This is a genomic window from Acidovorax sp. LjRoot74 (genome assembly GCF_964254355.1).
Taxonomy (GTDB): Bacteria; Pseudomonadota; Gammaproteobacteria; order Burkholderiales; family Burkholderiaceae_C; genus Acidovorax.
Map to the genome: position 1 here is coordinate 4,830,061 of NZ_CAXUTI020000001.1, position 25,838 is coordinate 4,855,898.

At 64.0% G+C, this 25,838-nt stretch carries 26 protein-coding genes; 8 read left to right on the forward strand and 18 right to left on the reverse strand.

Translation table 11 applies throughout. From position 1 onward, the window contains the following. Positions 1-21: 21 nt before the first annotated feature. Positions 22-702, forward strand: coding sequence for a TetR/AcrR family transcriptional regulator (locus ACSQ3O_RS22930; protein ID WP_056743877.1), 681 nt, complete (start codon positions 22-24; stop codon positions 700-702). Positions 703-999: 297 nt separating this feature from the next. Here the strand turns inward: ACSQ3O_RS22930 and ACSQ3O_RS22935 are convergent, their stop codons facing one another. From ACSQ3O_RS22935 to glmS, 8 genes are all read right to left on the reverse strand, one after another. After that, positions 1,000-1,227, reverse strand: coding sequence for an antitoxin Xre/MbcA/ParS toxin-binding domain-containing protein (locus ACSQ3O_RS22935; RefSeq protein ID WP_082564895.1), 228 nt, complete (start codon positions 1,225-1,227; stop codon positions 1,000-1,002). A gap of 460 nt (positions 1,228-1,687) precedes the next feature. After that, a complete protein-coding gene (gene istB / locus ACSQ3O_RS22940; protein WP_436140584.1) occupies positions 1,688-2,473 on the reverse strand; it encodes an IS21-like element helper ATPase IstB in 786 nt (261 codons plus the stop codon). Further along, on the reverse strand, positions 2,466-3,992 hold the full coding sequence (istA, locus tag ACSQ3O_RS22945) for an IS21 family transposase (protein WP_436140585.1): 1,527 nt from the start codon (positions 3,990-3,992) through the stop codon (positions 2,466-2,468). The genes istB and istA overlap by 8 nt, the downstream gene beginning before the upstream one ends. 94 nt (positions 3,993-4,086) lie before the next feature. Beyond that, positions 4,087-4,815, reverse strand: coding sequence for a DUF6791 domain-containing protein (locus ACSQ3O_RS22950; protein ID WP_436140586.1), 729 nt, complete (start codon positions 4,813-4,815; stop codon positions 4,087-4,089). Further along, entirely contained in the window at positions 4,775-5,080 is a 306-nt protein-coding gene (locus tag ACSQ3O_RS22955; protein ID WP_436140587.1) for a multiubiquitin domain-containing protein, read from the reverse strand. The genes ACSQ3O_RS22950 and ACSQ3O_RS22955 overlap by 41 nt, the downstream gene beginning before the upstream one ends. A gap of 255 nt (positions 5,081-5,335) precedes the next feature. Continuing rightward, a complete protein-coding gene (locus ACSQ3O_RS22960; RefSeq protein WP_436140588.1) occupies positions 5,336-6,544 on the reverse strand; it encodes a helix-turn-helix domain-containing protein in 1,209 nt (402 codons plus the stop codon). After that, complete coding sequence (locus tag ACSQ3O_RS22965; protein ID WP_436140589.1) at positions 6,541-6,852, reverse strand: type II toxin-antitoxin system HigB family toxin; 312 nt, start codon at positions 6,850-6,852, stop codon at positions 6,541-6,543. The genes ACSQ3O_RS22960 and ACSQ3O_RS22965 overlap by 4 nt, the downstream gene beginning before the upstream one ends. A 1,049-nt stretch (positions 6,853-7,901) precedes the next feature. Then, the gene (gene glmS / locus ACSQ3O_RS22970) at positions 7,902-9,854 is read right to left on the reverse strand and encodes a glutamine--fructose-6-phosphate transaminase (isomerizing) (RefSeq protein WP_137747720.1); all 1,953 of its coding nucleotides are present in this window, start codon (positions 9,852-9,854) and stop codon (positions 7,902-7,904) included. Positions 9,855-9,989: 135 nt separating this feature from the next. Here glmS and ACSQ3O_RS22975 point away from each other — a divergent pair, with 135 nt between their 5' ends. Continuing rightward, positions 9,990-10,481, forward strand: coding sequence for an Lrp/AsnC family transcriptional regulator (locus ACSQ3O_RS22975; protein ID WP_436140590.1), 492 nt, complete (start codon positions 9,990-9,992; stop codon positions 10,479-10,481). Between the two features lie 183 nt (positions 10,482-10,664). Further along, a complete protein-coding gene (locus ACSQ3O_RS22980; protein WP_436140591.1) occupies positions 10,665-11,717 on the forward strand; it encodes a diguanylate cyclase in 1,053 nt (350 codons plus the stop codon). A 10-nt stretch (positions 11,718-11,727) separates the two neighbouring features. Here the strand turns inward: ACSQ3O_RS22980 and ACSQ3O_RS22985 are convergent, their stop codons facing one another. From ACSQ3O_RS22985 to ACSQ3O_RS22995, 3 genes are all read right to left on the reverse strand, one after another. Beyond that, positions 11,728-12,546 carry a sensor histidine kinase gene (locus ACSQ3O_RS22985; protein ID WP_436140592.1) on the reverse strand — a complete coding sequence of 273 codons (819 nt, stop codon included), beginning with the start codon at positions 12,544-12,546 and terminating at the stop codon, positions 11,728-11,730. Beyond that, positions 12,543-13,973 (reverse strand): bifunctional UDP-N-acetylglucosamine diphosphorylase/glucosamine-1-phosphate N-acetyltransferase GlmU, encoded by a 1,431-nt coding sequence (gene glmU / locus ACSQ3O_RS22990; protein ID WP_436140593.1) that lies wholly within the window; start codon positions 13,971-13,973, stop codon positions 12,543-12,545. Before glmU ends, ACSQ3O_RS22985 begins: the two co-directional genes overlap by 4 nt. A 166-nt stretch (positions 13,974-14,139) precedes the next feature. Further along, positions 14,140-14,895 (reverse strand): Crp/Fnr family transcriptional regulator, encoded by a 756-nt coding sequence (locus ACSQ3O_RS22995; RefSeq protein ID WP_436140594.1) that lies wholly within the window; start codon positions 14,893-14,895, stop codon positions 14,140-14,142. 138 nt (positions 14,896-15,033) lie between these two features. Here ACSQ3O_RS22995 and ACSQ3O_RS23000 point away from each other — a divergent pair, with 138 nt between their 5' ends. After that, on the forward strand, positions 15,034-15,432 hold the full coding sequence (locus ACSQ3O_RS23000) for a BLUF domain-containing protein (protein ID WP_436140595.1): 399 nt from the start codon (positions 15,034-15,036) through the stop codon (positions 15,430-15,432). Between the two features lie 26 nt (positions 15,433-15,458). On the opposite strand, the gene fabF is transcribed toward ACSQ3O_RS23000, so the two are convergent. Then, the gene (fabF, locus tag ACSQ3O_RS23005; RefSeq protein ID WP_436140596.1) at positions 15,459-16,739 is read right to left on the reverse strand and encodes a beta-ketoacyl-ACP synthase II; all 1,281 of its coding nucleotides are present in this window, start codon (positions 16,737-16,739) and stop codon (positions 15,459-15,461) included. A 202-nt stretch (positions 16,740-16,941) separates the two neighbouring features. On the opposite strand from fabF, the gene ACSQ3O_RS23010 reads away from it, so the two are divergent. Next, entirely contained in the window at positions 16,942-17,592 is a 651-nt protein-coding gene (locus ACSQ3O_RS23010; protein ID WP_436140597.1) for a TetR/AcrR family transcriptional regulator, read from the forward strand. A 150-nt stretch (positions 17,593-17,742) separates the two neighbouring features. Here the strand turns inward: ACSQ3O_RS23010 and ACSQ3O_RS23015 are convergent, their stop codons facing one another. Both ACSQ3O_RS23015 and ACSQ3O_RS23020 read right to left on the reverse strand, forming a co-directional pair. Next, positions 17,743-18,135: a DUF2917 domain-containing protein gene (locus ACSQ3O_RS23015; protein ID WP_436140598.1), complete on the reverse strand. Its 393-nt coding sequence runs from the start codon at positions 18,133-18,135 to the stop codon at positions 17,743-17,745. Between the two features lie 105 nt (positions 18,136-18,240). Beyond that, positions 18,241-18,810 carry a DUF2917 domain-containing protein gene (locus tag ACSQ3O_RS23020; RefSeq protein ID WP_436140599.1) on the reverse strand — a complete coding sequence of 190 codons (570 nt, stop codon included), beginning with the start codon at positions 18,808-18,810 and terminating at the stop codon, positions 18,241-18,243. Between the two features lie 137 nt (positions 18,811-18,947). Between ACSQ3O_RS23020 and ACSQ3O_RS23025 the strand changes: the two genes are divergently transcribed. Continuing rightward, a complete protein-coding gene (locus tag ACSQ3O_RS23025; RefSeq protein ID WP_137747734.1) occupies positions 18,948-19,949 on the forward strand; it encodes a LysR substrate-binding domain-containing protein in 1,002 nt (333 codons plus the stop codon). Positions 19,950-20,054: 105 nt separating this feature from the next. Here ACSQ3O_RS23025 and tyrS read toward each other — a convergent pair whose 3' ends face one another. Then, the gene (gene tyrS / locus ACSQ3O_RS23030) at positions 20,055-21,287 is read right to left on the reverse strand and encodes a tyrosine--tRNA ligase (protein WP_436140600.1); all 1,233 of its coding nucleotides are present in this window, start codon (positions 21,285-21,287) and stop codon (positions 20,055-20,057) included. 204 nt (positions 21,288-21,491) lie between these two features. Between tyrS and ACSQ3O_RS23035 the strand changes: the two genes are divergently transcribed. Together ACSQ3O_RS23035 and ACSQ3O_RS23040 are read left to right on the forward strand one after the other, a co-directional pair. Continuing rightward, positions 21,492-22,853, forward strand: coding sequence for a peptidoglycan DD-metalloendopeptidase family protein (locus tag ACSQ3O_RS23035; protein ID WP_436140601.1), 1,362 nt, complete (start codon positions 21,492-21,494; stop codon positions 22,851-22,853). A gap of 37 nt (positions 22,854-22,890) precedes the next feature. Then, a complete protein-coding gene (locus tag ACSQ3O_RS23040) occupies positions 22,891-24,000 on the forward strand; it encodes an anhydro-N-acetylmuramic acid kinase (RefSeq protein WP_436140602.1) in 1,110 nt (369 codons plus the stop codon). Positions 24,001-24,108: 108 nt separating this feature from the next. Here the strand turns inward: ACSQ3O_RS23040 and erpA are convergent, their stop codons facing one another. The 3 genes from erpA to ACSQ3O_RS23055 all read right to left on the reverse strand — a co-directional run bounded on the left by erpA (position 24,109) and on the right by ACSQ3O_RS23055 (position 25,801). Beyond that, positions 24,109-24,474, reverse strand: a complete 366-nt coding sequence (erpA, locus tag ACSQ3O_RS23045; RefSeq protein WP_056414289.1) for an iron-sulfur cluster insertion protein ErpA — start codon at positions 24,472-24,474, stop codon at positions 24,109-24,111. A gap of 60 nt (positions 24,475-24,534) precedes the next feature. Then, the gene (locus tag ACSQ3O_RS23050; protein WP_137747738.1) at positions 24,535-24,933 is read right to left on the reverse strand and encodes a bactofilin family protein; all 399 of its coding nucleotides are present in this window, start codon (positions 24,931-24,933) and stop codon (positions 24,535-24,537) included. A gap of 157 nt (positions 24,934-25,090) precedes the next feature. Further along, the gene (locus ACSQ3O_RS23055) at positions 25,091-25,801 is read right to left on the reverse strand and encodes a DUF6776 family protein (RefSeq protein ID WP_436140603.1); all 711 of its coding nucleotides are present in this window, start codon (positions 25,799-25,801) and stop codon (positions 25,091-25,093) included. Between the last annotated feature and the right edge of the window lie 37 nt (positions 25,802-25,838).

Consider the following 25,838-nt stretch of genomic DNA (forward strand, 5'->3'; position numbering starts at 1 on the left):
CCCTCAAGGAAAACAACACCAATGAGTACGCCAATTGAGGCAAAGCCCAAGTCACTGACACGCAATGCTGCCAAAAGATCGGGCAAGGGCGCAAAATGGAACAATGCGGTCAGCGGCGCGGATGAGCAGTACCAGCTCAAAAAGCAAGCTGTCATTGCGGAAGCTTCGCGCGCATTTGGCCGCCATGGGTACAAGAATGTGTCCTTGGACGAGATTGCAAAAACGCTCAACGTCACCAAGCCTGCCCTCTACTACTACTTCAAGAACAAGCAGGAACTTGTCTACGAATGCCACGAGCTCGCCATGCATTTGGGAGATCGCGTCTTGCAAGACGCGATCGCTTCGGAAAATACTGGTTTCGGTCGGATCTCGGTCTTCATTAAGAACTACATCTCGTTGCTAACGGATGAAATGGGCGCACCGGCGATCCTCCAGGATTTCTCCGGTATGACTGTGGCGGATCAGAAAAAAATCACTTTGCGTCGGCGAAAGTTTGATCAAGAGCTGCGCAAAGTGCTCGAGGGGGGTGTTCAGGATGGTTCCATTGCCCCGTGCAACGTGAAATTGGCGGTGTTCTGGTTCATGGGCGCTGTTAGCTCGATTACCCAATGGATGCATATCGATGGCAGCCTTGGAAGCGACGAAGTGGCCGATATTTTTATCGGTTTTCTTGCGCATGGTATTCGTCCCAGTCAAGCGTGAATCTGGCGCAACAGGCTTGGGCTTCCGGTTGTGTTCTTCGCAGTGAGGCAATTCTGGCGGACATCGTCGTGCATGGCGGAAACCGGTGCTGGAATCAGGTCTTCAGGCTTGATCAGGATGGCAAGGTGGTCGAGTTCTTCGAGGCAGCCAATGCGAGTCTTTCTGCTTCGACGATGGGATGCTGAGAAGCTGGTCGGCCCACACGGGAATCCAAGGCGGCTTTCAAGGCGTGTGCGATGGCCCAATGAATTAGTGGGCAGTGACGCATTCAATGAATGGAGAGCACCACAATTGCGCTCAGGAATAGGCCCCGGATTGCGCGCGCAGGAGGTGGCTACGCACCAAATCCAGCCCGCCGGGTCCGCTGAGAACATCCAGTGGACGACGATGACCAAATGTCGGTGCCAATTCCAACAGCCATTGGTCAAGCCAAGCCCGCGCGTCAAAACCTACTGGTGTTCCTGATTCATCAACCATACGCTGAACAAGTGCGGAGAGGGTAGCGATATCGTCTTCGAGGGCCATGGCCCATTCTGATCTGCACGCCAGATGAATGCAATGCACACGTCCGGGCAAGGTATCTTGAATTGAAGGGAGTTCCCCGCCCTACCACCGCCTGCATGACGAACATGGAGGCGATGAACTGCAGTGGGCGATTCAGCGAATTGCTCGCTTGCTTTGGGCGGACATATGAAAACTGCCTTGGTCTTCGGCTGGGGTGCAAGAGTGTGGGGGGTATTTTGGACGTGCGAGCACCGCGCGTGCTGCTGCAACTATCGCGGCTGAGTGTTGGCGCCGATTCAAAATTGAGCCACCGTGCCGATTGAATTTTGAGCCAGGGCTAATGGCCAACCTGTGAAGGTCGGCTGTGGATAAGTGTAGTGCCTTGGGTCGGTTTTGGTCTCCTTGGTGATCGAGCTCGGTGGTCGTCCGTTGAGGGTAAGCCGCGCAGGGCGAAGCCCGTAGCGGCTTGCCCTTGAGCCGCTCAGAACGGCTCAGCCTTCTTGGCCTGTTCGCGTGCCTTGATGCGTTTCTTGGCCACGGCTGTGCTGTGCATGAACCTGTGGGACTCGTTGCCCGTCTCGACGATGTGGCAGTGGTGCGTGAGTCGATCCAGCAGTGCCGTGGTCATCTTGGCGTCGCCGAACACGCTGGACCATTCCTTGAAGTCCAGGTTGGTGGTGATCATCACGCTGGTCTGCTCGTAGAGCTTGCTCAGCAGGTGGAACAGCAAGGCGCCGCCTGCCTGGCTGAAGGGCAGGTAGCCCAGCTCATCAAGGATGACCAGGTCCATGCGCTGCAAGCTCGCTGCGATGCGGCCTGCCTTGCCTTGGGCCTTCTCCTGCTCCAGTGCGTTGACCAGATCCACCGTGGAGTAAAACCGCACGCGTGAGCCATGGCGCGCGATGCCCGCCACGCCGATGGCCGTGGCCAGATGCGTCTTGCCCGTGCCGGGGCCACCCACCAGCACCACGTTGTGCGCCTGCTCGGTGAACGCCATGCTGGCCAACTGCTCGATGAGCTTTCTGTCCACGGGCGAGCATTCGAAGTCGAAGCCCGCCAGGTCGCGGTGCACGGGGAACTTCGCCGTGTGCATCTGGTAGCTCACTGAGCGCATGGCCCTGTCCGTGACTTCCGCTTGCAGCAGGTGCTCCAGCAGCCAGCGCGAGCTCTCCAGCGTGGTGTGGCCGCCTTGCTTGACCAAGTCCTCCCAGGCCCCGGCCATGCCGTACAGGCGCATCTCTTTGAACTCCTTGCCCAGCTCACGCATGATCGGCCTCCTGCATGTCGCTGCCAGCGCGCAGGCTGTCATAGCGCGCCGTGTCGGCCAGGGGTGTCTGGCTCACTTGCAGGTTGGTCGCAACCGTCTCGGGCAGGGGCTGCGCTTGCAGGCGGCCGAGCACGTTGATGACGTGCTCGGTGCTCACCCGCCCCGATGGCGGCGCACTCTCCAGGGCCAACTCCACCGCCACCAGCACGGCGTCCAGCCCTTGCTTGGGCACCTCGGCCAGTACCTGCGCCATCACCCTGTCGCCGCCCTCCTGGTGCAGCAAGCCTTTGCGCATGCGCTGCAATGGCTCGGGCAGGTCTGCAAAGGGCGCGCCGTTGCGCAGCGCGCCCGGCTTGCGCTCGATCAGCGGCACGTAATGCTGCCAGTCGTAGCGGGTCTGGTTGCGATCGCTCAGGCGCTCGTGCGTGGCCACCATAGCATCGCCGGCCACCACCACGATCTGCGCCGGGTACAGGTGTGTGCTGACGATTTGCCCCGCCCATTCGCAGGGCACCGAGTAGCGGTTGCGCGCCACCGTCACCAGGCAGGTGCTGCTCACCTTGGCCGGGTTCTCAACATAGCCATCAAAGGCCACCGGCATCGGCATCAGGTGGCTTTGCTCCAGCTCCAGCATCTCGGCGATGCTGAACGCTTTGTGCTGCGGGTGGCGCAGCTCTCGCCACAGAGCCCGGCAGCGCTCGCCCAGCCACGCATTGAGCTCGGTAAAGCTGCCAAAGCGCCATTGCCCCGCCTCCACCCAGATGCGACGGCGGCTGTCTTGCACATCCTTCTCCACGCGCCCCTTCTCCCAGCCGCTGGCACGGTTGCAAAAATCAGGGTCGAACAGATAGTGCGCGCACATGGCTGCAAAGCGCGCATTGACCACGCGGCCTTTGCCCTTCTTGACTTTGTCGACCGCCGTCTTCATGTTGTCGTAGATGCCACGGCGTGCCACGCCACCCAGCGCTGCAAAGCTGCGGGTGTGCGCATCGAACAGCATCTCGTGGCCTTGGCTGGGGTAGGCCACCAGCCAGAAGGCCCCACTAGCACACAGCTTCATGTGCGAGACCTGCATGCGGTAGTACACCCCGCCCACCAGCAAGCCGTCTTCGCTCCAGTCGAACTGGAAGGCCTCGCCAAGCTCGAAGGTCAATGGCACGAAGGCCTTGCAGGCCGCCTGTTGGCCTTCACCTTGGCGCCACTTGCGGATGAAGTCCGTCACCCGCGTGTAGCCACCTTCGTAGCCCGCTGCCTTGATCTGCGTGAACAAGGCCTTGGCCGTGCGCCGCTCCTTCTTGGGCCGCTTGGCATCGGCCTTCAAGGCTTGCTTGAGCTCCGCCTCGTGCGCCGACAGCTTGGTCGCCTTCGCCGCCTCCCGGCGGTACTTGGGCTCGACCGGCTGCGCCTCGTCCAGCCACTTGGCCACCGTGTTGCGCGACAGGCCCGTGGCCCTCGATATCTCCCGCTTCGTCTTCTTGTCCCGGCGGTGCATCCGCCGTATCTTGCCAATCATGTCCATGGTGATCACCCTCTTCATTCCCTTGCTGCACAAAACAGCAGGGTAGGTAAAACACCTGGCTCAGTTTTAGGTCGGCATCACACCAAAAAGTGGCTCAGTTTTCGGTCGGCGTCAACAGACCCGGGGAGCGATAGGCATTGTGGACATGAAAGTCGTCGCCATCGAATCCACGTATTTCACGCACCGGCGTCTTGACCATGTAGTCCAAGGTGTAAGCACCGGTCCCTCCCAAGCCGATGATGGCAATGATGTCATCCTGCAGCTTGTTAGAAAGATCGGAGATTTCCGCCTTGGAGGTCAGGCTGTCTTGATAGTAAAACACGGAGGGCTCTGGCGCGTCCTCCACGGACCTGAACGTCAAAGGCTTTGCCCTTTCGGAATAGACCTCCATCGCCGGTCCGGCAATGATCCCCACGTAGCTTTCGATCTTGTCAAAGAAATTGGCAAAACCCTGAGGAATACCTCCCACAATCGGTTTGTTGGAAAAGCGGCGCTGTACTACGACATCAGCGCATGCGCTGGAGAGCTGTAGTTCATGCTTTCCAGCGTCGATCGCTGGAATCGTCAGACCATCCAACCCACAGGGGTGGGCCCCTGCGAATAGAACGGTGTGGTCTTCCTGGGTCACCAGGCCGGCGCCGTCAACGGGCACCAGCTTGGTGGCAATTGCGCCCCAGTGCAGCTCGCGATGCTGGTCGAGATACGGGATGTCCCGCAGGATCATCCAGCCACTATCGAAAGTGACTGCATAACCCTTCTCGACCAGCTTGGCGATGTCCTGGTTACGACTGACCAGTTTCCGAAACTGTGAATCGGATGCCATCTTTCACCTTCACTGAAGCGCCAGGGACCAGAATGCCTTCGGGTTTGTCGCCGTTGCCCCTGGTCCATTTCACCGAGTAGGTGATGTTCGACTGGGGGGTGTAGCCCGGAACTTCCAGCTGCACCACTTGCGCAAACGAGATTGGCTCGTTTTTCGGCCAGCGGTGAGGCTTCGTTTCAATGTAGATGGTGACGAGTTTGTCGTCTTTGTCCTTGCCGCCTTTGTCGTCGTCGCGGCCGCGTTCGTTCAAGTTTTCGTTACTCATGGTGAATTCCACAGTTGAGTATTGGGATGCGCTTTGGCGCCGAATAGGCATGCCGCAGCTCTACCGGCTGACCTGGCCGGTACCAATAGCGCTTGACTGGGAGTAACGGGCTATGGACAATCGCAGACGCCAATCCGGCGAGTCACAAGCTCGTCACCCCGCGACCGAGTGCTTAGGTATTCGGTCGCTTTTTATTTCTGGTTGGTCATTCGGCCCTCCTGTCGTTGATTGAAATCGGTTGACGCATTCATCGCGTTACTCCGAAAAACACGCCTTCACTGAACCTGCCTCGCTGATCAAACTGCTGAGCAGGCGCCAGTTGCCTGTTTCATGACGCACGCGTCCCGCCACGATGGCCGGGTGCACTCCTGCTTGTCGGGCCAGAGCTCGCGCATCCTCCGCGTCGTGGGTGTCACGCACCACCGCTGCGGCCCAGAGCTCTGGTGGGATCAGTGCGTCGCGCGCGCCAGCATCGGCCTCGTCCTCCTGTGCCTGTCCAATGCGTCCCTTGTCATCTAGGTTGTCAGCGATGAAGCGGCAATCGACGGTCAAGTGCCTTTGCACGTGGACCATTTCGTGTAACAACGCGAACCAGAAATTGTCGATTCGGTCGTGGCGAAGGGTCAGCCCCACAATCGGGCGGTCTCCGTCGAGCATCGCGCAGCCATCAAGGTAGGTCTTCTTGAAGGGAGCTTCGATCACCAAGCAGATGCCGTGCTGGCTCAGGTACTCCTGAGCCAACTGAGGCCCTCGATCAAAGCATGAGAGCTTCGCCAAGTCGCGCAGCCAAGTCGTTGTGATTGAGCCCTTTCTGTAGATTCCCAATGGAGGGTTGCGATGCGCCTTGTCGACGACCACAGCACGCCAGATCAGGAGCGCGTACGTGTCCATGATGCGTGCGCCACTTTGGTGGAGTGGTGCACGCAACAATGCGGGTTCAACATCCAACTGAGCGATGCGCTGGAGAAAAGCGCGCACTTGGTCACGTGCTTTGTCGCTCTCATCGCTATCCAATAGACCTCGCTGACGCATCTCTTTCAGCGGAAACTTCTCATAAGCGTACGTTTCCTCATCCGTCACATCGACTTCAGCTTCGTCAGCTGAGACGAGCAGCGCTTTGGCCGGGATGCCGAGTCCTTTATGAAGCTGACGGATCATCTGCAAACTCAGAGGGCGTTTGCCTGCGAGCACTTCAGAAACCTTGGATTGGGATCCAATGAATTGTTCGAGATCCTTGCGGCTTAGTCCCTGCTGTTCCATCCGGAACTCGATGGCTTGCAAAGGGGTCACGGTTGGGCTGCTAAACCGCTTGGATTCATAGCTGTCGATAACCAGTTTCAGCAAATCAAATTCAGCCTCTTCCTCTGAGCCTGGCTGAAACTCCTGGTCCATTAACTCACCCAAACGGCTGAGCGCATTCTCAAGATCTTGCTCGCTCTTCAGTACACGAACGGTTTGAATCATGCTTTGCTCCTGATGGCGACACTACGGCTGGCACGTCCCGCCGGTTTGGGTGTGGCGATCGCCCACACCTTGTCAATCAACAGCACCCCTTGGTTAAATCTGGCTTTCACGTGAATCTTGTACAGACTCTTGATATCGAAAATGACGCGGTCTGGCTGGACGACGGCGTTGGCATACCTTGCCTGAACCTCTTCGGGACAACTCCACTGAGCCTCCTCAGCTTCCAGCTGCCACACACCCAAGGGAACACGCGAGTCTTCGTGCTCTTGCGCAAAACTTTCAAGTCTGGATTTGCCGAAGATCTGCATCATTAATCCCTGGTTGGGATGAATTTTACACATCCCAAATTGGGATGCAAGCAATTTTTCTGCACAACACATATCCAAGCCGACGCAGTAGACCGGCTGTTCGAGCTATAGAGAAGTCTGGATGCTGTGATTTCCCCCAGTCATGCGCAACCGCTACACGGAAATCGACCAACTTCTCCATCGCCTTTTTTGGTGCACTCGCTGCCCAGCTGTTCCGTGGGGGCAGAGAAAAGCTGCGGCCTGGGCCTGCATCTTCGGCATGCAGCCGAGCACGTCGGGTTTTACTCCGCTCGAAAGGGCGACCAATGAAGCGCTTCATTTTGTAGGTGACCTACAAGAACGCTTGGATGCTCTGTGTGCAGTGCCATGCGATCGCAAACCAACGCCAAGGCTACCCATTCGCGCGAATGAAGCGAGCGTCCGCAATCAGCCTCTTGCAGTCTCTCGACATCTAACGCCTGCTTAGAACGCAAGACTCCTCGCAAAATCCCCAAAAAAAAGAGCGCTCATCTTGAGCGCTCTTTTTTGTATAGCAACAAGTCCAGTTCAGCTCTAGTCCAAGTTCACATTTATAGGTCTTCTTTACCCGTTGAATTCGAGTTTACGACTTTACAGTTACAAATAACCGCCCCGCAAACCCGCATGAATGCTAGAAGTCTGTTTACGACTTTATTTGCGAGTTTACGACTTTAATTACCCGGATTAACTTCTTTGCTTCGGGGGTGAAGACCTCGGCCGACTTCATGGCGGTGCGCGAACGCTTGCCAAATTCAGGAACGTGTGGTTTGACGTCCAGCCTGTTGAGCCCGAGGTAGTGCGTGGATTCACGACTCCTTGTCGTTCATGCGTCCGTCCGAACCGCTTCCGGTGACAGGTACCCTTGGGGCTTTATCTACAGGCTGCAGAGCTATCTTTACGACCCACAGTGCATGAGTCAAATTTGTAGAAAATTCCCACAATCGAAAAATAATTGTTGAAATCTAATTTTTATACATGAAAAAGTCCATAACTTTAGTCAATTAAGGATAGCCTCCCGCCCCCCCCCAGCCTCACTCCACAGTCACTGACTTCGCCAGGTTCCGGGGCTTATCTACATCCGTCCCCCGAGCACACGCCGTGTGGTACGCCAGCAGCTGCAGCGGCACCACGTGCAGCAGCGGGCTGAGTGCGCCGTAGTGCTCGGGCATGCGGATCACGTGGATGCCTTCGCTGCTTTCGATGTGGGTGTCGCCGTCGGCCAGCACGTACAGCACGCCTGCGCGGGCGCGGACTTCCTGCATGTTGCTCTTGAGCTTTTCCAATAGCGCGTCGTTGGGCGCGACGGTGACCACCGGCATGGCGCTGGTCACCAGGGCCAGGGGGCCGTGCTTGAGTTCGCCCGCCGGGTAGGCCTCGGCGTGGATGTAGCTGATTTCCTTGAGCTTCAAGGCGCCTTCCAGCGCGATGGGGTAGTGCAGGCCTCGGCCCAGGAAGAGTGCGTTTTCCATGCGCGCAAAGTCTTCGGCCCAGCTGATGAGCTGGGGTTCGAGCGCAAGCACGGCCTGCAGGGCCACGGGCAGGTGGCGCATGGCCTTGAGGTGGGCGGCTTCCTGCGCTTCAGAGAGGCGGCCTTTGCTTTGCGCCAGGGCCAACGTCAGCAAGAAGAGGCCAGCGAGCTGCGTGGTGAAGGCCTTGGTACTGGCCACGCCGATCTCGACACCTGCGCGGGTGATGTAGGCCAGCTTGCATTCGCGCACCATGGCGCTGGTGGCCACGTTGCAGATGGTCAGCGTGTGCTGCATGCCCAAACTCTGTGCGTGGCGCAGCGCGGCCAGCGTGTCGGCGGTTTCGCCGCTCTGGGTGATGGTGACGACCAGGGTGCGCGGGTTGGGCACGCTGGTGCGGTAGCGGTACTCGCTGGCCACCTCGACCTGGGTGGGAATGCCCGCGATTTCTTCGAGCCAGTATTTGGCGGTGCAGCCGCTGTAGTAGCTGGTGCCGCAGGCCAGGATGAGGACGTTGTCGATCTCCTTGAACACGCGCCAGGCGGCCGCGCCGGGCTGGCCGTGTTGGCCCGCGCCGTCGAACAGCTCGGGCACGATGCCTTCCACACCTTCGAGCGTGTCGGCAATCGCGCGCGGCTGCTCGAAGATTTCCTTTTGCATGTAGTGGCGGTAGGGGCCCAGCTCGGCCGCGCCGCTGTGGGCCAGCACGGTGCGCACGGGGCGCTGCGCAGTGGTCAGCGCGGCGCCATCCTGGCCCACGATCCAGTAACGGCCCAGTTGCAGGTCTACCAGGTCGCCCTCTTCCAGGTAGACGATCTGGTCCGTCACGCCCGCCAGGGCCATGGCGTCGCTGGCCAGAAAGTGCTCGCGCGACGACGACGCCGCCGCGCTGCCCGCAGCGTCCTTGCCCACACCCAGAATCAGTGGCGACCCTGCACGCGCGCCCACCACGCGGTGGGGTTCGTCCTTGTGGATCACGGCGATGGCGTAGGCACCGTGCAGCTCAGCCACCGTGGCCTGCACGGCCTCGAACAGGTCGCCGCTGTAGTGGCTGTCCACCAGGTGGGCGATGACCTCGGTGTCGGTCTGGCTGGCAAACACGTAGCCGCGTGCCTGCAAAGCGCGGCGCAGCTCTTCGTGGTTTTCAATGATGCCGTTGTGCACCAGGGCCACGCGGCCCGCCTGCCGGGCGGCGGCGTCTGCGCCCAGGCCATGACTGAAGTGCGGGTGGGCGTTGTGAACGGCTGGGGCGCCATGGGTGGCCCAGCGGGTGTGGGCGATGCCGGTGGCGCCATCGACATGCTCGGCCTGCACCTGCTCCAGCAGTTCGGCCACGCGGGCGGTGCTGCGGGCGCGCTGCAGCCCCCCGCGCTCGGTGCCGTGGCGCGATGCGTCGATGCTGGCGCCGTGCACGGCCACGCCGCAGGAGTCATACCCCCGGTACTCCAGCCGCTGCAGGCCCTGCACGAGGATGGGAACGATGTTGCGCGTGGAGACTGCGCCGACGATGCCGCACATGGTGGTTGCCTTGGTGTGAAAACGATGGGGTGATCGTATGCAGCCCAAAAAGAAATGTTTGATTTATATTTGCGTAAATTTGAATTTAAATTTCACCATTCACATCGAATGAAATTTAAGTTCATAAAATCAGAAATGTCGGAACAAATCACACTCGACGCCATCGACCTCCAGCTGCTCAACCTGCTGCAGACCGATGCCGCACAAAGCAACCAGGCGCTGGCCGAGCAGGTGCATGTGTCGCCCCCCACCTGCCTGCGCCGCGTCAAGCGCCTGCAGGATGCGGGGCTGATCGAGCGGCAGGTGGCCATCCTGCAGCCGGACCGGCTAGCCGCTATCCAGGGCCATGGCCTGGCCTGCATCGTCGAAGTGTCGCTGGACCGCCAGGGCGCCGAGCAGCTGGACGCCTTCGAGGCGCGCGCGGCGGCCGACGACGCCGTGCAGCAATGCTGGCGCGTGTCGCCGGGCCCGGACTTTGTGCTGGTGGTGCACACGCGCGACATGCCGGGATACCTCGCGCTGTCGCAGCGGCTGTTCACCGGCGATGCCAACGTGCGCAACGTGAAGGCTTTCTTTGCCACACGGCGCGCAAAATTCGACACAAAAGTGCCTCTTGCGCGCGATTGACAAGCGCTGATTGCTATCAAATTTGATAGATTGGAGCCCCACCGGAGGGCGCTGCCCCGGATGGTCATTTCTTGCTGGCATCGCCCGGATGTGCGTTGTAAGCTCCCCCGCATCTTTGACCTTTGCCCGCGAAAGCGCCCCCAGGCATCCCCTGGCGGCACGCCCGGGCCCACCCGCAGACCGATGCCAACCTCCCGACGCCAGATGCCCCGCCGCATCTACCCGCTGCGCATACTGGGCATGGGGCTGGGCGGCATGGTGGTGGGCGTGGTGCTGTGGGAGCGCCAGGCCTCGGCCCTGGCCTGGCTGTGCATGGCGCTGCCCGCGTTTGTCTGGCCCCATGTGGCCTACCTGCTCACCCAGCGCAGTGCCGACCCCTACCACGCCGAAACCCGCAACCTGCTCATCGACTCGGCCATGGCCGCCGCGTTTGTGCCGCTCATGCATTTCAACCTGCTGCCCAGCGTGCTGCTGGTTACCCTGACGCTGGTGGACAAGATCACCACCGGCATCCGGGGGCTGTGGGCTCGCGCCCTGGTGGTGATGCTGGTGGCCGGTGCTGCCAGCACCCTGCTCACGGGCATGCACTGGGCGCCCCAGACATCCATGCTGGTGATGGTGGCCTGCCTGCCCGTGATGGTGCTGCACACGCTGTCCGTCAGCGTCGTGAGCTACCACCTCATCCGCAAGGCCACACACAACAACCAGATGCTCGACGAACTGCGGCGCGTGGATGCGCTCACCGGCCTGTTCGGCCGGGGCCACTGGCAGGAACAGGCCGAAGCCGCGCTGCGCCGCCACCACACCACCGACGAACCCGCCTGCATGCTGATGCTGGACATCGACCATTTCAAGAGCATCAACGACCTGCATGGCCACACCGTGGGCGATGAGGTCATCCGCGCCCTGGCCCATGTGGTGCGCGGCCATGTGCGCGCGGGCGACTGCGCGGGGCGCTTTGGCGGCGATGAATTCGCCATCGTGCTGCCCGGCATGCATGCCCGCGATGCGCTGGCTATTGCCCAGCGCATCCGCGAACAGACCGAATGCGTGCGGCTGCGCCACCTGCCCGAGCTGCGCATCACCAGCAGCATTGGCGTGGCCCCGGCTGACCACCGCCACAGCAACCTGCGCGCCTGGATCGACGCAGCCGACGCGGCGCTGTATGCCGCCAAGCATGGGGGGCGCAACCGCGTGTCGGGCTACATCGAGCCCGCACTGGCGCCAGCGGTGTAGGCAGGCTTTTCTACAGCGCCCCCGGCGCTGGGGCAGCCCCGTCAGCCACAGGCCACACCACCCGCACCGTGCAGCCCGCTCCCGGCGCCGCCGTGGCCGCCACCGTGGCGCCATGGCGCTGGGCAATCGCACGGCACAGCGCCAGCCCCGTGCCCACGCCCTCGAACTCTGCCTCGCGGTGCAGGCGCTGGAACACGCCGAACAAGCCGCCCGCGCGCGCCGGGTCAAAGCCCACGCCGTTGTCCTGCACCGTGAAGGCGACCTGGCCCGTTGAGGCTGCATCCGCCGCCACCGTGATGCACGGCTGGGCCACGGGGCGGGTGAACTTGAGGGCGTTGCCCAGCAACTGCACCAGCAACTCCTGCAGCAGCACCGGGTCAGCCTGCAGCGTGGGCAGGTCAGCAGCCACGCGCCACTCCACAGCGCGCCCCACTTCGGCCGGGGCCAGCGTGGTGCGCGCTTCGGCAATGGCATCGGCCAGCGGCACAGGCTGCAGGCGCAACGGGGCACGGCTGGCGCGCACCAGGGCTTGCAGCCCGTCGATCATGAGCCCCATGCGCCGAGCCGACTGGTCCATGGTGGCGAGGAAGCCCAGGGCCTCTTGCACCTCAGCACCCTGCACCACCTCGGGCGGCAAGTCGCCCAGCACCTCGCGCACCAGCGTGCCGTATGACGTCACATGCCGCAGCGGCGCGCGCAGGTCGTGCGAGACGGCGCGCAAGAACTCCTCTTGCGCAGCCGCCATGTCGGCCACCTGCTGCTGGCTGCGGGCCAAGTCGGCGCGCAGTTGCTGCAGTTCGTTATTGATGCCGGTGCCCGACTCGTTCATGGCTTGGGTTGTTTGGCGGGGCGACTCCAGTTGGCAATGCTCACCTGCTTGCCCCGCGCCACGCTCAGCGCGCCGGGCGCCGTGCTCTTGGTGATGGTGCTGCCACCACCCACCGTGCCGCCTGCGCCGATGGTCACGGGGGCCACCAGCACGCAGTTGCTGCCGATGTGCACGTCGGCCTCGATCACCGTGCGGTGCTTGTTGGCGCCGTCGTAGTTGGCGGTGATGCTGCCTGCGCCGTAGTTCACACGCTCGCCCACCGTGGCGTCGCCCAGGTAGGCCAGGTGGTTAGCCTTGGCGCCATCGGCCAGTGTGCTGTTCTTCACTTCCACAAAGTTGCCGATGTGCACTTCGCGGCCCAGTTGCGCGCCGGGGCGCAGGCGGGCAAAGGGGCCAATCAACGCGCCCTCGCCCACCGTGGCGCCGGCCTTTTCGCCGTCGATGTGGGTGTAGGGGTGGATCACCGCACCCGCTGCGATGCGCGCGTTGGCAATGCAGCAGTTCGCACCTATCGATACCCCCTCGCCCAGCTCCACCCGGCCGGTAAAGACGCAGTTCACGTCAATCTCCACGTCCTGCCCGCAGACCAATTCACCACGCACCCCGGTGCGGGTGTCGTCGCGCAGGTCAAAGCGCGCCGGGTCGGCCAGGCGCACGCCCTGCTCCATCAGCGCACGGGCCTGGCGCAGCTGGTGCGCGCGCTCCAGCTCGGCCAGTTGCAGGGGGCTGTTGACGCCCGCCACCTGCAGCGCGTCGGTGATGCGGTGGGCCGCCACGGGCACGCCGTCGGCCACGGCCATGGCGACGATGTCGGTCAGGTAGTACTCGCCCTGGGCGTTGTTATTGGTCAGCCGCGCCAGCCAGGGCATGATAAGCCGCGCGGGCACCGCCATGATGCCGCTGTAAACCTCGGTGATGGCGCGCTGGGCGTCGGTGGCGTCCTTGTGCTCGACGATGCCTTGCACGGCGCCGTCGGCATTGCGCACGATGCGGCCGTAGCCCGTGGGATCGGGCAGGGTCACCGCCAGCAGTGCCAGCCGTTCACCTCCGCTCGCGGCCACCAGGGCGCGCAGGGTGTCGGCGTGCGTCAGCGGCACATCGCCCGACAGCACCACGGCCGTGCCGTCGTCACGCAGGTGGGGCACGGTTTGCTGCACGGCATGGCCGGTGCCCAGCTGGGGTTCCTGGCGCACAAATTTCAGGTCAAAACTGCCGTCTGCGCTCGCTGCGCCTGCGCAAGCAGCTTCTACTTCTGTAGCACCATGGCCCGTGATGACGATGGCGCTGCGGGCCTGCAGATGCGCAGCCTGGTCCAGCACGTGGTGCAGCAGGGGCCGCCCGGCCAGGCGCTGCAGCACTTTGGGGAGGCGGCTTTTCATGCGCGTGCCTTTGCCGGCCGCCATGATGAGGATGTCGATTGGGGTCATGGAAAAAGAGGTGGTTTGCGCGGCAGAAAAACCCGGCGCGCGGGCATGGCGTGGATTATCGGCTGCCGCCCACAGGGCGCAAAATGCTATTCAATTCATAGCTATTCACGCATACGGGACAGGCGCAAAGGACCTACTAGACCAAACCCCTTGCGCATCCACCGCGCTACAGCAGCGGCATCAGCCGGGGCGGCGTGTCGTAGTACTCGGCAATGCGTGCCAGCGCGCGGGTGTTGAGCAGGCGCAGCCGCCCGTTCTTCAGTTCGTGCAGGCCCAGCAGGGCCAGGCGCCGCAGCGTCTTGTTGGTGTGCACCAGCGACAACCCCAGCGCGTCGGCAATGTGCTGCTGGTTGAGCGGGAACGCCACCGAGCCCTCCTCCACCAGCCCGATGCGGTCGAGCCGCCGGTACAGGTGCATGAGCAGCATGGCCACGCGCTCGGTGGCGTTGCGGCGGCCGGCAGTGAGCAGGTTGTCGTCCACATGGCCCTCTTCGTGCGCCGACAGCCAGGTGATGTCGTAGCCCAGGCGTGGGTGCTCGCGGAACAGCGCCCACAGGCTGTCGTTCTGGAACACGCACAGCGCGCAGTCGGTCAGCGCCTCGATGCCGTGGGCCGACACCTCGCCAAACTCCTGCTGCAGCCCGACCAGATCGCCGGGCAGCAAGAAGTTGAGGATCTGGCGGCGCCCGTCGCTCAGCGTTTTGTAGCGAAACGCCCAGCCCGAATACAGCGTGAACAGCTTGGCGTTGGTCTGGTTCTCGCGCACCAGCGCGCCGCCCGCCTCCACCGCCAGGCTCTCGCTGCGAAAGCCCTGGATGAAGTCCAGCACCTCCGGCTTCACGGCGGTGAAGGCACCGGTCTTGCGCAACCGGCAATTGCTGCAGGCCGGGGGGCAGACGTTGGCGGGCAAGGTGACGTTCATGAGGCAGCGATTCTAGGGATGGATGGCACCGACACACACCGTGTTGCAACTGCGCAGCAGACTGGGCGGCGCCACTGGCGCTGCTATGTCTTTTGACATTGCGGAGGCACCTGGGGCCCCCTACATTGGGCTGCATCTATGAATCTATCCCCTGCCCTCTACGAGGTCCTCTACGTGAGCACCATCGCCCCCGAGCAACCCCTGAGCGTGGTCGCCGAGATTGCCGGGCGCGCGCGCCAGGTCAACGTGGAGCTGGACGTGACGGGCCTGCTGATCTTTGACGGGCAGCGCTTTTGCCAGCAGCTGGAGGGCCCGCAAAAAGCCGTGCTCAAGCTCATCGAGCGCATCCGCAACGACCCCCGCCACATCAACATCGAGGTGCTGCACCACGGCCCGCTGGCGGGGCGGCGGTTTCAGCACTTCAGCCTGGCATTCAGCACCGTGGAAGACGTGGAGGCGCTGGCCCGCATGGAGCTGCTGGACGGCGAGGCAGCACTCGCCGCATTCGAGGCGGTGCGGGGCGAGCTGGTGCTCTGACCCGCGGCCTGAGCGCCCCAAAACGATCAGGCGGCCTCGGCCCAGCGCCGCAGCACCAGCGTGGCGTTCACCCCGCCAAAACCAAAGCCGTTGACCATGGCGTGTGTGAGCGCCATGCGGCGCGGCGCCAGCGCCACCAGGTCCAGCCCCTGCGCCAGTTCGTCGGGTTCGTGCAGGTTCAGCGTGCCCGGCACCACCTGGTCGCGCAGCGCCAGCACCGTGAAGATGGTGGCCACCGCACCCGCTGCGCCCAGCAGGTGGCCCGTGGCCGACTTGGTGGAGACGATGGCAGGCCCCGCACCCGTGCCGAACACGCGGCGGATGGCGGCCAGTTCACCCCGGTCGCCCACCGGGGTGGACGTGGCATGCGCATTGAGGTGCTGCACCTCGCCGGGCTTCAGGCCCGCCTGCGCCAGCGCGGCGGCCATGCTGCGCGCAGCGCCGTCGCCATCCTCGGGGCCCGAGGTGATGTGGTGCGCGTCGGCCGAGGTGCCATAGCCCACCAGCTCAGCCAGCGGCTGCGCGCCCCGCGCCAGCGCATGCTCCAGCGCCTCGATCACGAGCATGCCCGCGCCTTCGCCCATCACAAAACCATCGCGCTGCGCATCAAACGGGCGCGAGGCCTGTGCGGGCGCTGCGTTGAAGCCAGTGGACAAGGTCTTGGCCGCCGCAAAACCGCCCAGGCTCACACGGTCGATGGCGGCCTCGCTGCCGCCGCACACGGCGATGTCGGCCTCGCCCGCACGGATCAGCCGGGCGGCATCACCCAGCGCCTGCACGCTGGCGGCACAGGCCGTGACCGGCGCGCCCAGCGGCCCCTTGAGCCCATGGCGGATGGACACCTGCCCAGCAGCCAAGTTGACCAGAAACGACGGAACGGTGAACGGCGACAGCCGCTGCGGCCCGCGCGTTTCGGTGGTGCGCACGGCGTCGGCAATCGCGCCAAAACCGCCAATGCCCGACGCAATCACGGTGGCCGTGCGCGCCAGTGCCGCCTCGCTGCCGCCCGCTGCGGGCCAGCCGGCCTGGGCCAGCGCCTGGTCGGCAGCGCCCAGCGCAAAGGGGATGAAACGGTCCATCTTGCGCTGGTCCTTGGCCGAAACAACGGCATCCACATCCCAGCCACCCTCGGGATCTTCCTCCAACGACAGCACCCGGCCGGCCACCTTGGCGGGCACCCCTTCGGTCACGGCCGCTGGCAGCAGCGTGAGGCCCGAGCGCCCCGCCAGCAAACGCTGCCAGGCCAGCTCCACCTGGCAGCCCAGGGGCGAGACCAGACCCATGCCGGTGATGACAACGCGGCGCATCAGCAGGCCATCCCAGGCGACACGGGCGCTTTGCGCGTGTGGAAGGACGAAGGGGTTGATGTCATGGAATCACCTCACGGGTTGCCGCCCTGCACCCCTTGGGCACAGGGCACCAGAGGGACGGGCATTTATGATTGGGGTCGTCATCATAAACACAAAACATTGTTTTGCGTATGACCGCAATCATTAGAAGGCAGCACCCATGAAAGTCTCCAAAGCGCAGGCCGCCGAAAACCGCCAGGGCATCCTGGACGCCGCAGCAAGGCTGTACCGCGAGCGGGGCCTCACGGGCGTGGGCGTGGCCGACATCACGCGCGACGCAGGGCTGACGCATGGCGGGCTGTACCGGCATTTCGAGTCCAAGGACGCCCTGGTGCGCGAGGCCTGTGCCCGCGCGTTCGACTGGTCGATTGCGCCGCTGGACGGGCACACCCCCAACGCGAATGTGGCAGACCGCATCCAAAGCTACCTCTCACCCCAGCACCGCGACGCCCCCGGCAACGGCTGCCCCGCCGCCGCCCTGGCAGTGGACGCGGCACGCGCCGGGCCCGAGCTGTCGCAGGTGTTTGCCGAAGGCATCGAGCGCAACATCCAGCGCTTTGCAAAATTGCTGGCCGACAGCGCACCTGCCGCGCCCGCTGCCCCTGGCTCTGCACCTGCGCCTCAGGATGCCGACGAAGCAACGGCCGCCGCAGCCACCCACCGCGCCCGCGCCATGCAGGTGCTGGCCACCATGGTCGGCGGCCTGGTGCTGGCCCGCGCCACAGCCGCCGCACAGCCAGGGTTGTCAGAGGAGCTGCTGACGACGCTGCAGAATCAGTTGATCCATTGGCTGGAAGCGCCGCCCCGCTGAACACGGCGCTTTCAGGCAATATTTGCTATCAAAAAAAGAGCTTCTTGCGCCCGCTAGACAGGCGCAAGAAGCTCTTCAGGCCATGAAACCGAGAGGACATGCAGCGGGCGACTCCGCGCGCTGCAGCCCTCGGCAAACAGGGCAGATGGATCAGGCGCAGCAGGCGTCGCTGGCCACCGCCACCGACGGGCTGCCGAACGCTGCGCGGCGCCACCAGGGGGTGGCGGTGCTGGCAGCTTCCACCGGGGTGCGGGTCCAGCGGTACTGCAGGCGCTGACCGCCCACGGGTTCGACCACGGCGTGTTGGCCTGCGGCCACCCACAAGGTCTGGCCTGCGTGCAGGAACACGTCACCGGCTTCAGCGCCCGTGCCGTAGGGGCCTGCATCCAGCGTGACCCAGGCCTGGCCTTCGGCGATGCGCAGGGCCATGGGTGCGCGGGGCGTCAGGCTGAGGGCCTTGCCTGGCAGCAAGGTGCTGGCACCGTGTGCGGCAGCAGCCGTGGCAGCGGTGGAAAAGAACTTGAAAGTCTGCGAGGTGGTCATGTGAATCTCCGGGTTTACCCTTGATGGACTCTATGGTGCGCCGTGCTAAGCAAGGCGTCCAATGAAAAGGAATGCAGCGATTGATGCTCTTCTTGCATGTCGTGCTCAAGCGGGCTTGCTTTCATGCGTAGCCGCTATCCGAAAGAGAGCAAAACGGGCGATTCCGAGCGCCAGGCGCCCCCCGGCGCTGAGCGCCTGGGCACCCGCCTGGCCCATGGCGCGCCCACCCAGGGCCAGCGCCTGCACTAGGTCCCGCAGAGGCTGGACCACGCCACATTCCCATTCAGCCCCCGGCCGCAGGGCGCGCGGGCCCTGCACAGGCACCGGGGCGCCATGCCACTGGAAGGCCACTTCTTCGCCGGGTTGGCCTGCGGGGTTCCAGGCCTCCATCACCACATGCTGGCCCGCCGCGATGTTGAGGCGGTCGCCAGCCTGCAGCATGTGGTCGGCCACGCCGGGGAGCAGATCCGCAGACAGGCCGGCGGGCAGCGGGGTGGGCATGGTCCCGCTCAGCGTGAGCCAGACCCGGCCCTGGGTGATCTCCAGCACGCTGCGCCCTTGCGGGTGCAGCGACAGGGCACGGCCAGGGGTCAGTTTCCAGCAACCGGCCGCAGAACGGCCAGCCACGGCGGCTTGCACGGATTGTTGCGATTCCAGAACGTTGCGGGCGGACATGACAGACTCCTTCAGGTAGGGAAAACAGGTGTTTCGGAGCATGAATAGTGATGCTTGCGCCACACACAGTCCAATGAAAACGCGGTACGCTATTCATTCCGTCAACGCATGAATCAAAACCCTCCCGGAGCCCCGCCATGGCCTCTGCCGAATACTCCCCCGCCGTGCTGCGCACCCGGCCCGTGGCCACAGGCCACTGGCGCGCCTTTCTGGCCGTAGCGCGGCACCTCAACTTCCGCGCGGCGGCCGATGAGCTGGCCCTCACCCAGTCGGCCGTGAGCCGCCAGATCCAGGCGCTGGAGGAAGAAGTGGGCGTGGCCCTGTTCCTGCGCCACACGCGCGCGGTGGAGCTGACCAGTGCGGGCGCGCAACTGCAGCGCGCGGTGGGCCCGGCGCTGGAGCGCATGGACGCCGCCGTGCGCCTGGTGCGCCAGACGGCCGGGCGCCGCAGCGTGGCCATCACCACCTGGGCGAGTTTTGCGTCCATGTGGCTCATCCCGCGCATGGAGGAGTTCCAGCGCGACAACCCGGGCATCGACATCCGCATTGATGCGAGCGACGTGCAGGTGGACCTGGAGACGTCGGACGTGGACCTGGCCCTGCGCTACGCCATGCCCGCCGGGGCCACACAGGGCGGCATCCGCCTGTTTGGCGAGCAACTGGCCGTGGTGGCGAGCCCCTGGCTGCTCAAGAGCGGCAAGCCGCTGCGCACCCCCGCCGATGTGGCGCAGTTCACCCTGATCGAAGCGGGCGACGCCCACCGCACGCACTACCTGGAGTACCTGAGCTGGCGCCGCTGGTTCGACACCCGCGACCTGACCAAGCTGCAGCCCCAGCGCTGGCTGTATTTCAACTACGCCCACCAGATCGTGCAGGCTGCACTGGCGGGCCAGGGCCTGGCGCTGGCCCGCATGCCGCTGATTGCCGATGCCCTGGCTTCGGGCGACCTGGTGGAGGTGCTGCCCGGCCACCGCATCGACTCGCCATTGTCCTATTGGCTCATGGTCGGGCCCCGCAGCGCTCAGCGGCCGGAGATCAAGGCCTTCTGCGCCTGGCTGCAGGTGCAGGCCGAGGCCACCCGCCAAGCGATTGGCGATGTGCCCGACCCGGATCTGAACGACAACCTGGATGGGGCCTGAAAAGAAAAAAGCGCCGGCCTGGGCAGGCACGGCGCTTTCGCTTCTGTTTTTATAGCGCCTATCGCTTAGCCAGTGCGCGGTTAAGGCCTTTTTTGCTCAAAATAATCAGGCCAATGTGACCCGTGCGAACTTGCGCTTGCCCACCTGCACCACGTAGGTGCCAGCGGCCAGCTTCAGGCCCTTGTCGCTGACCACGCTGCCATCCACGCGCACGCCGCCGCCGTCGATCAGGCGGTTGGCCTCGCTGCCCGAGGGGGCGAGGTTGGCCTGCTTGAGCAGCCCGCCAATGCCCAGCGGTGCGCCCGACAGGCTCACCTCGGGGATCTCATCGGGCACACCGCCCTTGCTGCGGTTGATGAAGTCCTGCTCGGCCGCATCGGCCGCCGCCGCGCTGTGGAAGCGGGTGGTGATCTCCTTGGCGAGCATCACCTTGGCGTCCTTGGGGTTGCGCCCGCCCGCCACCTCGGCCTTGAGCGCTGCAATCTCGGCCAGGCTCTTGAACGACAGCAGGGTGAACCAGTCCCACATCAGCGTGTCGCTGATCGACAGCACCTTGGCAAACATGCTGTTCGCCTCTTCGGTGATGCCGATGTAGTTGTTCTTGGACTTGGACATCTTGTCCACGCCGTCGAGCCCCACCAGCAGCGGCATTGTGAGCACACACTGCGGCTCCTGGCCGTACTCCTGCTGCAGATGGCGGCCCATGAGCAGGTTGAACTTCTGGTCCGTGCCGCCCAGCTCCAGGTCGCTCTTCAAAGCCACCGAGTCGTAGCCCTGCATCAGCGGGTACAAAAATTCGTGCACCGAAATGGACTGGCCGGTGGTGAAGCGCTTGTGGAAGTCGTCGCGCTCCATCATGCGTGCCACGGTGTACTTGGCGGCCAGCTGGATCATGCCGCTGGCACCCAGGGGTTCGCTCCATTCGCTGTTGTAGCGGATCTCGGTGCGGGCCGGGTCCAGCACCAGGCTGGCCTGCTTGTAATAGGTCTCGGCGTTGACCAGGATCTGCTCCTTGGTGAGCGGCGGGCGCGTGCTGTTGCGGCCCGAGGGGTCGCCGATCAGGCTGGTGAAGTCACCGATCAGGAAGATGACCTGGTGGCCCAGATCTTGCAATTGCCGCATCTTGTTCAGCACCACGGTGTGGCCGATGTGGATGTCCGGGGCCGTGGGGTCCAGGCCCAGCTTGATGCGCAGCGGCTGGCCGGTGGCCTCCGAGCGCGCCAGCTTCTTGACCCATTCGTCCTGTGGCAGCAGCTCTTGCACGCCGCGCAGCGAGATTTCGAGGGCTTGTCTTACACCATCGGAGACCGGGGTTGTTGTAACAGCAGATTGATTCATAAGGGTTTTTTGGGATGTCTAGACAGCATGCGCCGCTATACTTCAGCCCACATTGCAGAGGCGGATTCTAGTGGGCCCGCCGTTTCGACCTGTTTTTCATCAACCTGTCGAATGGCTGCAGCCTGACAGTCTGTGCTCCTGGCCCCGCCCCGCATTCACACCGGGGGTGTGCCACGGATCCACAATCACCCTGGGGATAGACCTTTGATTCACGGCTTGACCACCGCTAGCTCGGCTTTGCTTGACCGGCTGTCCCGCACGATCCAACAACACCCCAAACGCATCACCGCTGCCGTGGCCGCCGTCCTGTTGACCGGCGGTGGCGGCGCTTTCGCCGTGGCGTCCTTCGCGCCCGACCCGGCCGAGCTGCCGGTGCGCATGGTGAGCTACCCCGTCGAATCGCTGGCCGAGAACCTCGTGCTGGGCGAGCTGGAAGCCCCGGGCTTCTCGCTGTTCCGTTCCGAACAAGTGCGCAGCAGCGACACCCCCGAATCCCTGCTGCAGCGCCTGGGCGTGGCCGACCCGGCCGCCGCCGCCTTCATGCGTGGCGACACGCCAGTGCGCCAGAATGTGCTGGGCCGCACCGGCCGCAGCGTGTCGGCCGAAACCACCGACGACCACCGCCTGGTCCGCCTGACGGTGCGCTGGGTGCCGGACGACAGCGGCAACTTCCGCCGCCTGATCGTCGAGCGCACCAGCGACAACAAGTTTGCGACGCGCATCGAAACTGCCAAGATGACGACCAGCAGCCGGCTGTCCGGCGGCGTCATCCACAGCTCGCTGTTTGCCGCCACCGATGCGTCCAACATCCCCGACGCCGTGGCTGTGCAGGTGGCCGAGCTGTTCTCGGGCAACATTGACTTCCGCCGTTCGCTGCGCAAGGGCGACCGCTTCTCGGTGGTGTATGAAACCCTGGAAGCCGATGGCGAACCCCTGTCCAGCGGCCGCGTGCTGAGCGCCGAATTCGTCAACAACGGCAAGACCCACCAGGCCGTCTGGTTCCAGGAGCCCGGCGCCGCCAAGGGCGCTTACTACACACTGAACGGCGAAAGCATGCGCCGCGCCTATCTGGCATCGCCGGTCGAGTTTTCGCGCGTGACCAGCGGCTTCAAGATGCGCCTGCACCCCATCCTGCAAACCTGGCGCGCCCACCTGGGCACTGACTTTGCAGCCCCCACTGGCACCGCCGTGCGCACGGTGGGCGATGGCACGGTGGAGTTTGCGGGTGTGCAGAACGGCTACGGCAACGTGGTCTTCATCAAGCACCGCAACCAGCACGTCACGGTGTATGCCCACCTGAGCCGCATCGACGTGCGCCAGGGCCAGTCGGTCGAACAGGGCCAGACCTTGGGCGCCGTGGGTGCCACGGGCTGGGCCACGGGGCCGCACCTGCACTTTGAATTCCGCGTCAACGGCCAGCACCAGGACCCGATGACCATCGTGGCCCAGAGCGAAGCTGCGGCACCGGTGTCGGCCGCTGGACGGCCCGCATTTGACCGCCTGGCGGCCAACATGCGCGTTCAGCTGAACGCCGCTGCGCTCATCGAGCAAGCCAGCGCGAACTGATCCCATCTCCGCTGTCCAGTCCACCGCCCGCCAGGCCATGTCCGATCTCTACATCGGCCTGATGTCGGGCACCTCGCTCGACGGAATCGACGGGGTGCTGGCCGACTTCTCCGGCCCGCGCATGCGGGTCACGCACCACGCCAGCGCTGGCTTTGCACCCGCATTGCGTGCCGAGCTGCTGGCGCTCAACACCCCCGGCGACAACGAACTGCACCGTGCAGCCCTTGCTGGCAACGCCTTGTCGCGTGCCTATGCCGAGGTGGTGCACACCCTGCTGGCACACAGCGACCTGCCCGCCAGCGCCATCCGGGCTGTGGGTGCCCACGGGCAAACCGTGCGCCACCGCCCCCAGGAGTTCGATGACACCGGCTACACCCTGCAATTGCTCAGCCCTGCCCTGCTGGCCGAGCGCACAGGTATCACGGTGGTGGCAGACCTGCGCAGCCGCGATGTGGCGGCCGGAGGCCAGGGCGCGCCGCTGGTGCCCGCCTTTCACCAGGGCGTCTTCGGACGGCCTGGCGAAACGGTGCTGGTGCTGAACATTGGCGGCATCTCCAACCTCAGCGTGCTCGGAGCAGACGGCAGCGTGCTGGGGTTTGACTGTGGCCCCGGCAATGCGCTGATGGACCACTGGTGCCAGCTGCATACCGGCCAGCCGTTCGACAAGGGGGGCGCTTGGGCGGCTACCGGGCAGGTGCTGCCCGGCCTGCTGGAATCGCTGATGCAGGAGCCTTTTCTGCACAAGCCGCCCCCCAAAAGCACAGGGCGCGACCTGTTCAACCCCCCCTGGCTGGCTGGCCACCTGGAGCGCTTCGGGCCTGCCACGCCTGCCGATGTGCAGGCCACATTGACAGAATTCACTGCCACCGCCTGTTCAGCTAGCGTTGATAGCTATAAAAACAATAGTGAAACCCTGGCAATCTGCGGAGGAGGTGCCCTCAACACCCAGCTGATGCGCCGCCTCCAGGCCCTGTGCCCCACGCTGCAGGTCGTGGCCACCGAGGCCCTGGGGCTGCCCGCGCTGCAGGTCGAAGCCGCAGCCTTTGCCTGGCTGGCACGCCAGGCGCTGCACCAGGCCCCCGGCAACTTGCCCAGCGTGACCGGCGCAGCGGGCCCCCGCGTGCTGGGGGCGGTGTACCCCGCCTGAGCACTGCAGTACCGCAGATTCCTTGCACCCATGAAAAAACCGCCCGAGGGCGGTTTTTATCTTTGGTGCACCCGAGGCAGGGGCCTTCCGACCCGGCCCCAGGGCCCATCAGGCCGAGAAGCTGGAACCGCACCCGCAGGTGGTGGTGGCGTTGGGGTTCTTGATGACAAACTGGGCACCTTGCAGGTCTTCCTTGTAGTCGATCTCGGCACCCACCAGGTACTGGTAGCTCATCGCATCTATCAAGAGCGACACGCCATTCTTGGTCATGGTGGTGTCGTCTTCGTTGGTGATCTCGTCAAACGTGAAGCCGTACTGGAAGCCGGAGCAGCCGCCACCCTGCACGAACACGCGCAGCTTCAGGTCAGGATTGCCCTCTTCGGCAATCAGGTCCGCCACCTTGGCCGCCGCGCTGTCGGTGAAGAGGATGGGGGCGGGCATTTCGGTCTGGATGTTGTCGGCAACTGCGCTCATGGGGTACTCCGGGTTCGGTATTTGAGGTTAATACTACTGCAAACCGCTCGGGAATTCAGATCAGGGATTGTTTGACGCCAACTTCAGTGGGGGCTTTTCCTCCACCAGCACCGCCGTGGGGAACAACTGCCCGGCGATCACGGCCCCCTGGTGCATCTCCAACGCCTTGTAGTGCACATTGCCGGTGATCTGTGCCTTGGGCTGCAGCTCCAGCAGTTCCCCCGCATGCACGGGGCCCAGCACCTGGCCGTTGATGATCACGTGGTCGGCGTGCACAGCCCCCTCGACGCGCGCAGTTTCCGAAATCACAAGGATGCTGGGCTGCTCGGAGCCGGCCCGGATGTCGCCCACCACCTCGCCATCAATGCGCATGCCCTCGGCAAACAACACACTGCCTTCGATTTTGGTGCCCTGGGCGACCAGGCTTTTGATGGGGGGCTGCTTCTTACGCGAAAACATGGGCAGGACTCCTGGAAAAACAGGCGGGCTCCGGGGCCCACATGCGGGTGAACTGAAAAGGGCGACCCGCGCAAAGCAGACCACTCCGCACATGGGCGCTGTACAAGGGGGCCACTATTGGGCGTGACCGCCGCAGCGCCAGGCCATTCGTGGCCTTTTACTCAATCGCCATGGTCTGTGTGGTACGGACGTTGGTGCCGTCCAGCACGCGCGCGGTCACGGTTTTTACCACGGCATGGGCGGGCAAATCGAGGACACCTTCGATGCGGCGGTATTGCTTGACCTGCAGGGGCTGCCCTTGGGGTGGCAGGGTCTGTGTCCAAGGTCTGCCGTCCTGGGTGCCCGCCAACACCAGTTCCAGGCGGCCATTGAACTCGGGCGCGTTGCGCGCGGCCTGGATGACCAGCACCTGCCACCGCAGTTGCATCCCACCCAGCACTTCGGCCTGCAGGGCACGAATCGCGAGGCCATCGGTCTTGGCCGCCGGGATCAGTTTTTCAAAAAACCCCAGGTCTTCACGCAGCGTCCGGTTGTCGGCCTCCAACTGGCGCACCTGGGCCACCAGGCTGTCCTTGGCGGCCCGCTCAGTGGCCAGCAGGCTCTCGGCGGTGAGCGCCACCGTTTGCCGCTCCTGCCCTTCGTCACGCAGGCGGGTGATCTCGGCTTTCATCTTGAGCACCTCGTCGCGCGACACGGTGTCCAGACCCGCAATGGATTTGCCAAACTCAAATGCCCACAATGCGACCGCTGCACAAAAGCCCAGCACCACGGCCAGGGCCAGCCAACGAAAGGGCCAGGGCAAGGCACTGCGGATGGCGACCCGGGGGGCGCTGATGGTCAGCCGACGGCGCAGCAGGCGAAAGCGCATAGGGTCAACAGGCGTGTCATGGACATACGGCCCCAAA

What these genes read in the sequence shown, in the direction of transcription:
- ACSQ3O_RS22930 (WP_056743877.1), top strand. Translation starts at nt 22, where the DNA reads ATGAGTACGCCAATTGAGGCAAAGCCCAAGTCACTGACACGCAATGCT.
- ACSQ3O_RS22935 (WP_082564895.1), bottom strand. Translation starts at nt 1,227, where the DNA reads ATGGCCCTCGAAGACGATATCGCTACCCTCTCCGCACTTGTTCAGCGT.
- istB (WP_436140584.1), bottom strand. Translation starts at nt 2,473, where the DNA reads ATGCGTGAGCTGGGCAAGGAGTTCAAAGAGATGCGCCTGTACGGCATG.
- istA (WP_436140585.1), bottom strand. Translation starts at nt 3,992, where the DNA reads ATGGACATGATTGGCAAGATACGGCGGATGCACCGCCGGGACAAGAAG.
- ACSQ3O_RS22950 (WP_436140586.1), bottom strand. Translation starts at nt 4,815, where the DNA reads ATGGCATCCGATTCACAGTTTCGGAAACTGGTCAGTCGTAACCAGGAC.
- ACSQ3O_RS22955 (WP_436140587.1), bottom strand. Translation starts at nt 5,080, where the DNA reads ATGAGTAACGAAAACTTGAACGAACGCGGCCGCGACGACGACAAAGGC.
- ACSQ3O_RS22960 (WP_436140588.1), bottom strand. Translation starts at nt 6,544, where the DNA reads ATGATTCAAACCGTTCGTGTACTGAAGAGCGAGCAAGATCTTGAGAAT.
- ACSQ3O_RS22965 (WP_436140589.1), bottom strand. Translation starts at nt 6,852, where the DNA reads ATGCAGATCTTCGGCAAATCCAGACTTGAAAGTTTTGCGCAAGAGCAC.
- glmS (WP_137747720.1), bottom strand. Translation starts at nt 9,854, where the DNA reads ATGTGCGGCATCGTCGGCGCAGTCTCCACGCGCAACATCGTTCCCATC.
- ACSQ3O_RS22975 (WP_436140590.1), top strand. Translation starts at nt 9,990, where the DNA reads ATGTCGGAACAAATCACACTCGACGCCATCGACCTCCAGCTGCTCAAC.
- ACSQ3O_RS22980 (WP_436140591.1), top strand. Translation starts at nt 10,665, where the DNA reads ATGCCAACCTCCCGACGCCAGATGCCCCGCCGCATCTACCCGCTGCGC.
- ACSQ3O_RS22985 (WP_436140592.1), bottom strand. Translation starts at nt 12,546, where the DNA reads ATGAACGAGTCGGGCACCGGCATCAATAACGAACTGCAGCAACTGCGC.
- glmU (WP_436140593.1), bottom strand. Translation starts at nt 13,973, where the DNA reads ATGACCCCAATCGACATCCTCATCATGGCGGCCGGCAAAGGCACGCGC.
- ACSQ3O_RS22995 (WP_436140594.1), bottom strand. Translation starts at nt 14,895, where the DNA reads ATGAACGTCACCTTGCCCGCCAACGTCTGCCCCCCGGCCTGCAGCAAT.
- ACSQ3O_RS23000 (WP_436140595.1), top strand. Translation starts at nt 15,034, where the DNA reads ATGAATCTATCCCCTGCCCTCTACGAGGTCCTCTACGTGAGCACCATC.
- fabF (WP_436140596.1), bottom strand. Translation starts at nt 16,739, where the DNA reads ATGCGCCGCGTTGTCATCACCGGCATGGGTCTGGTCTCGCCCCTGGGC.
- ACSQ3O_RS23010 (WP_436140597.1), top strand. Translation starts at nt 16,942, where the DNA reads ATGAAAGTCTCCAAAGCGCAGGCCGCCGAAAACCGCCAGGGCATCCTG.
- ACSQ3O_RS23015 (WP_436140598.1), bottom strand. Translation starts at nt 18,135, where the DNA reads ATGACCACCTCGCAGACTTTCAAGTTCTTTTCCACCGCTGCCACGGCT.
- ACSQ3O_RS23020 (WP_436140599.1), bottom strand. Translation starts at nt 18,810, where the DNA reads ATGTCCGCCCGCAACGTTCTGGAATCGCAACAATCCGTGCAAGCCGCC.
- ACSQ3O_RS23025 (WP_137747734.1), top strand. Translation starts at nt 18,948, where the DNA reads ATGGCCTCTGCCGAATACTCCCCCGCCGTGCTGCGCACCCGGCCCGTG.
- tyrS (WP_436140600.1), bottom strand. Translation starts at nt 21,287, where the DNA reads ATGAATCAATCTGCTGTTACAACAACCCCGGTCTCCGATGGTGTAAGA.
- ACSQ3O_RS23040 (WP_436140602.1), top strand. Translation starts at nt 22,891, where the DNA reads ATGTCCGATCTCTACATCGGCCTGATGTCGGGCACCTCGCTCGACGGA.
- erpA (WP_056414289.1), bottom strand. Translation starts at nt 24,474, where the DNA reads ATGAGCGCAGTTGCCGACAACATCCAGACCGAAATGCCCGCCCCCATC.
- ACSQ3O_RS23050 (WP_137747738.1), bottom strand. Translation starts at nt 24,933, where the DNA reads ATGTTTTCGCGTAAGAAGCAGCCCCCCATCAAAAGCCTGGTCGCCCAG.
- ACSQ3O_RS23055 (WP_436140603.1), bottom strand. Translation starts at nt 25,801, where the DNA reads ATGCGCTTTCGCCTGCTGCGCCGTCGGCTGACCATCAGCGCCCCCCGG.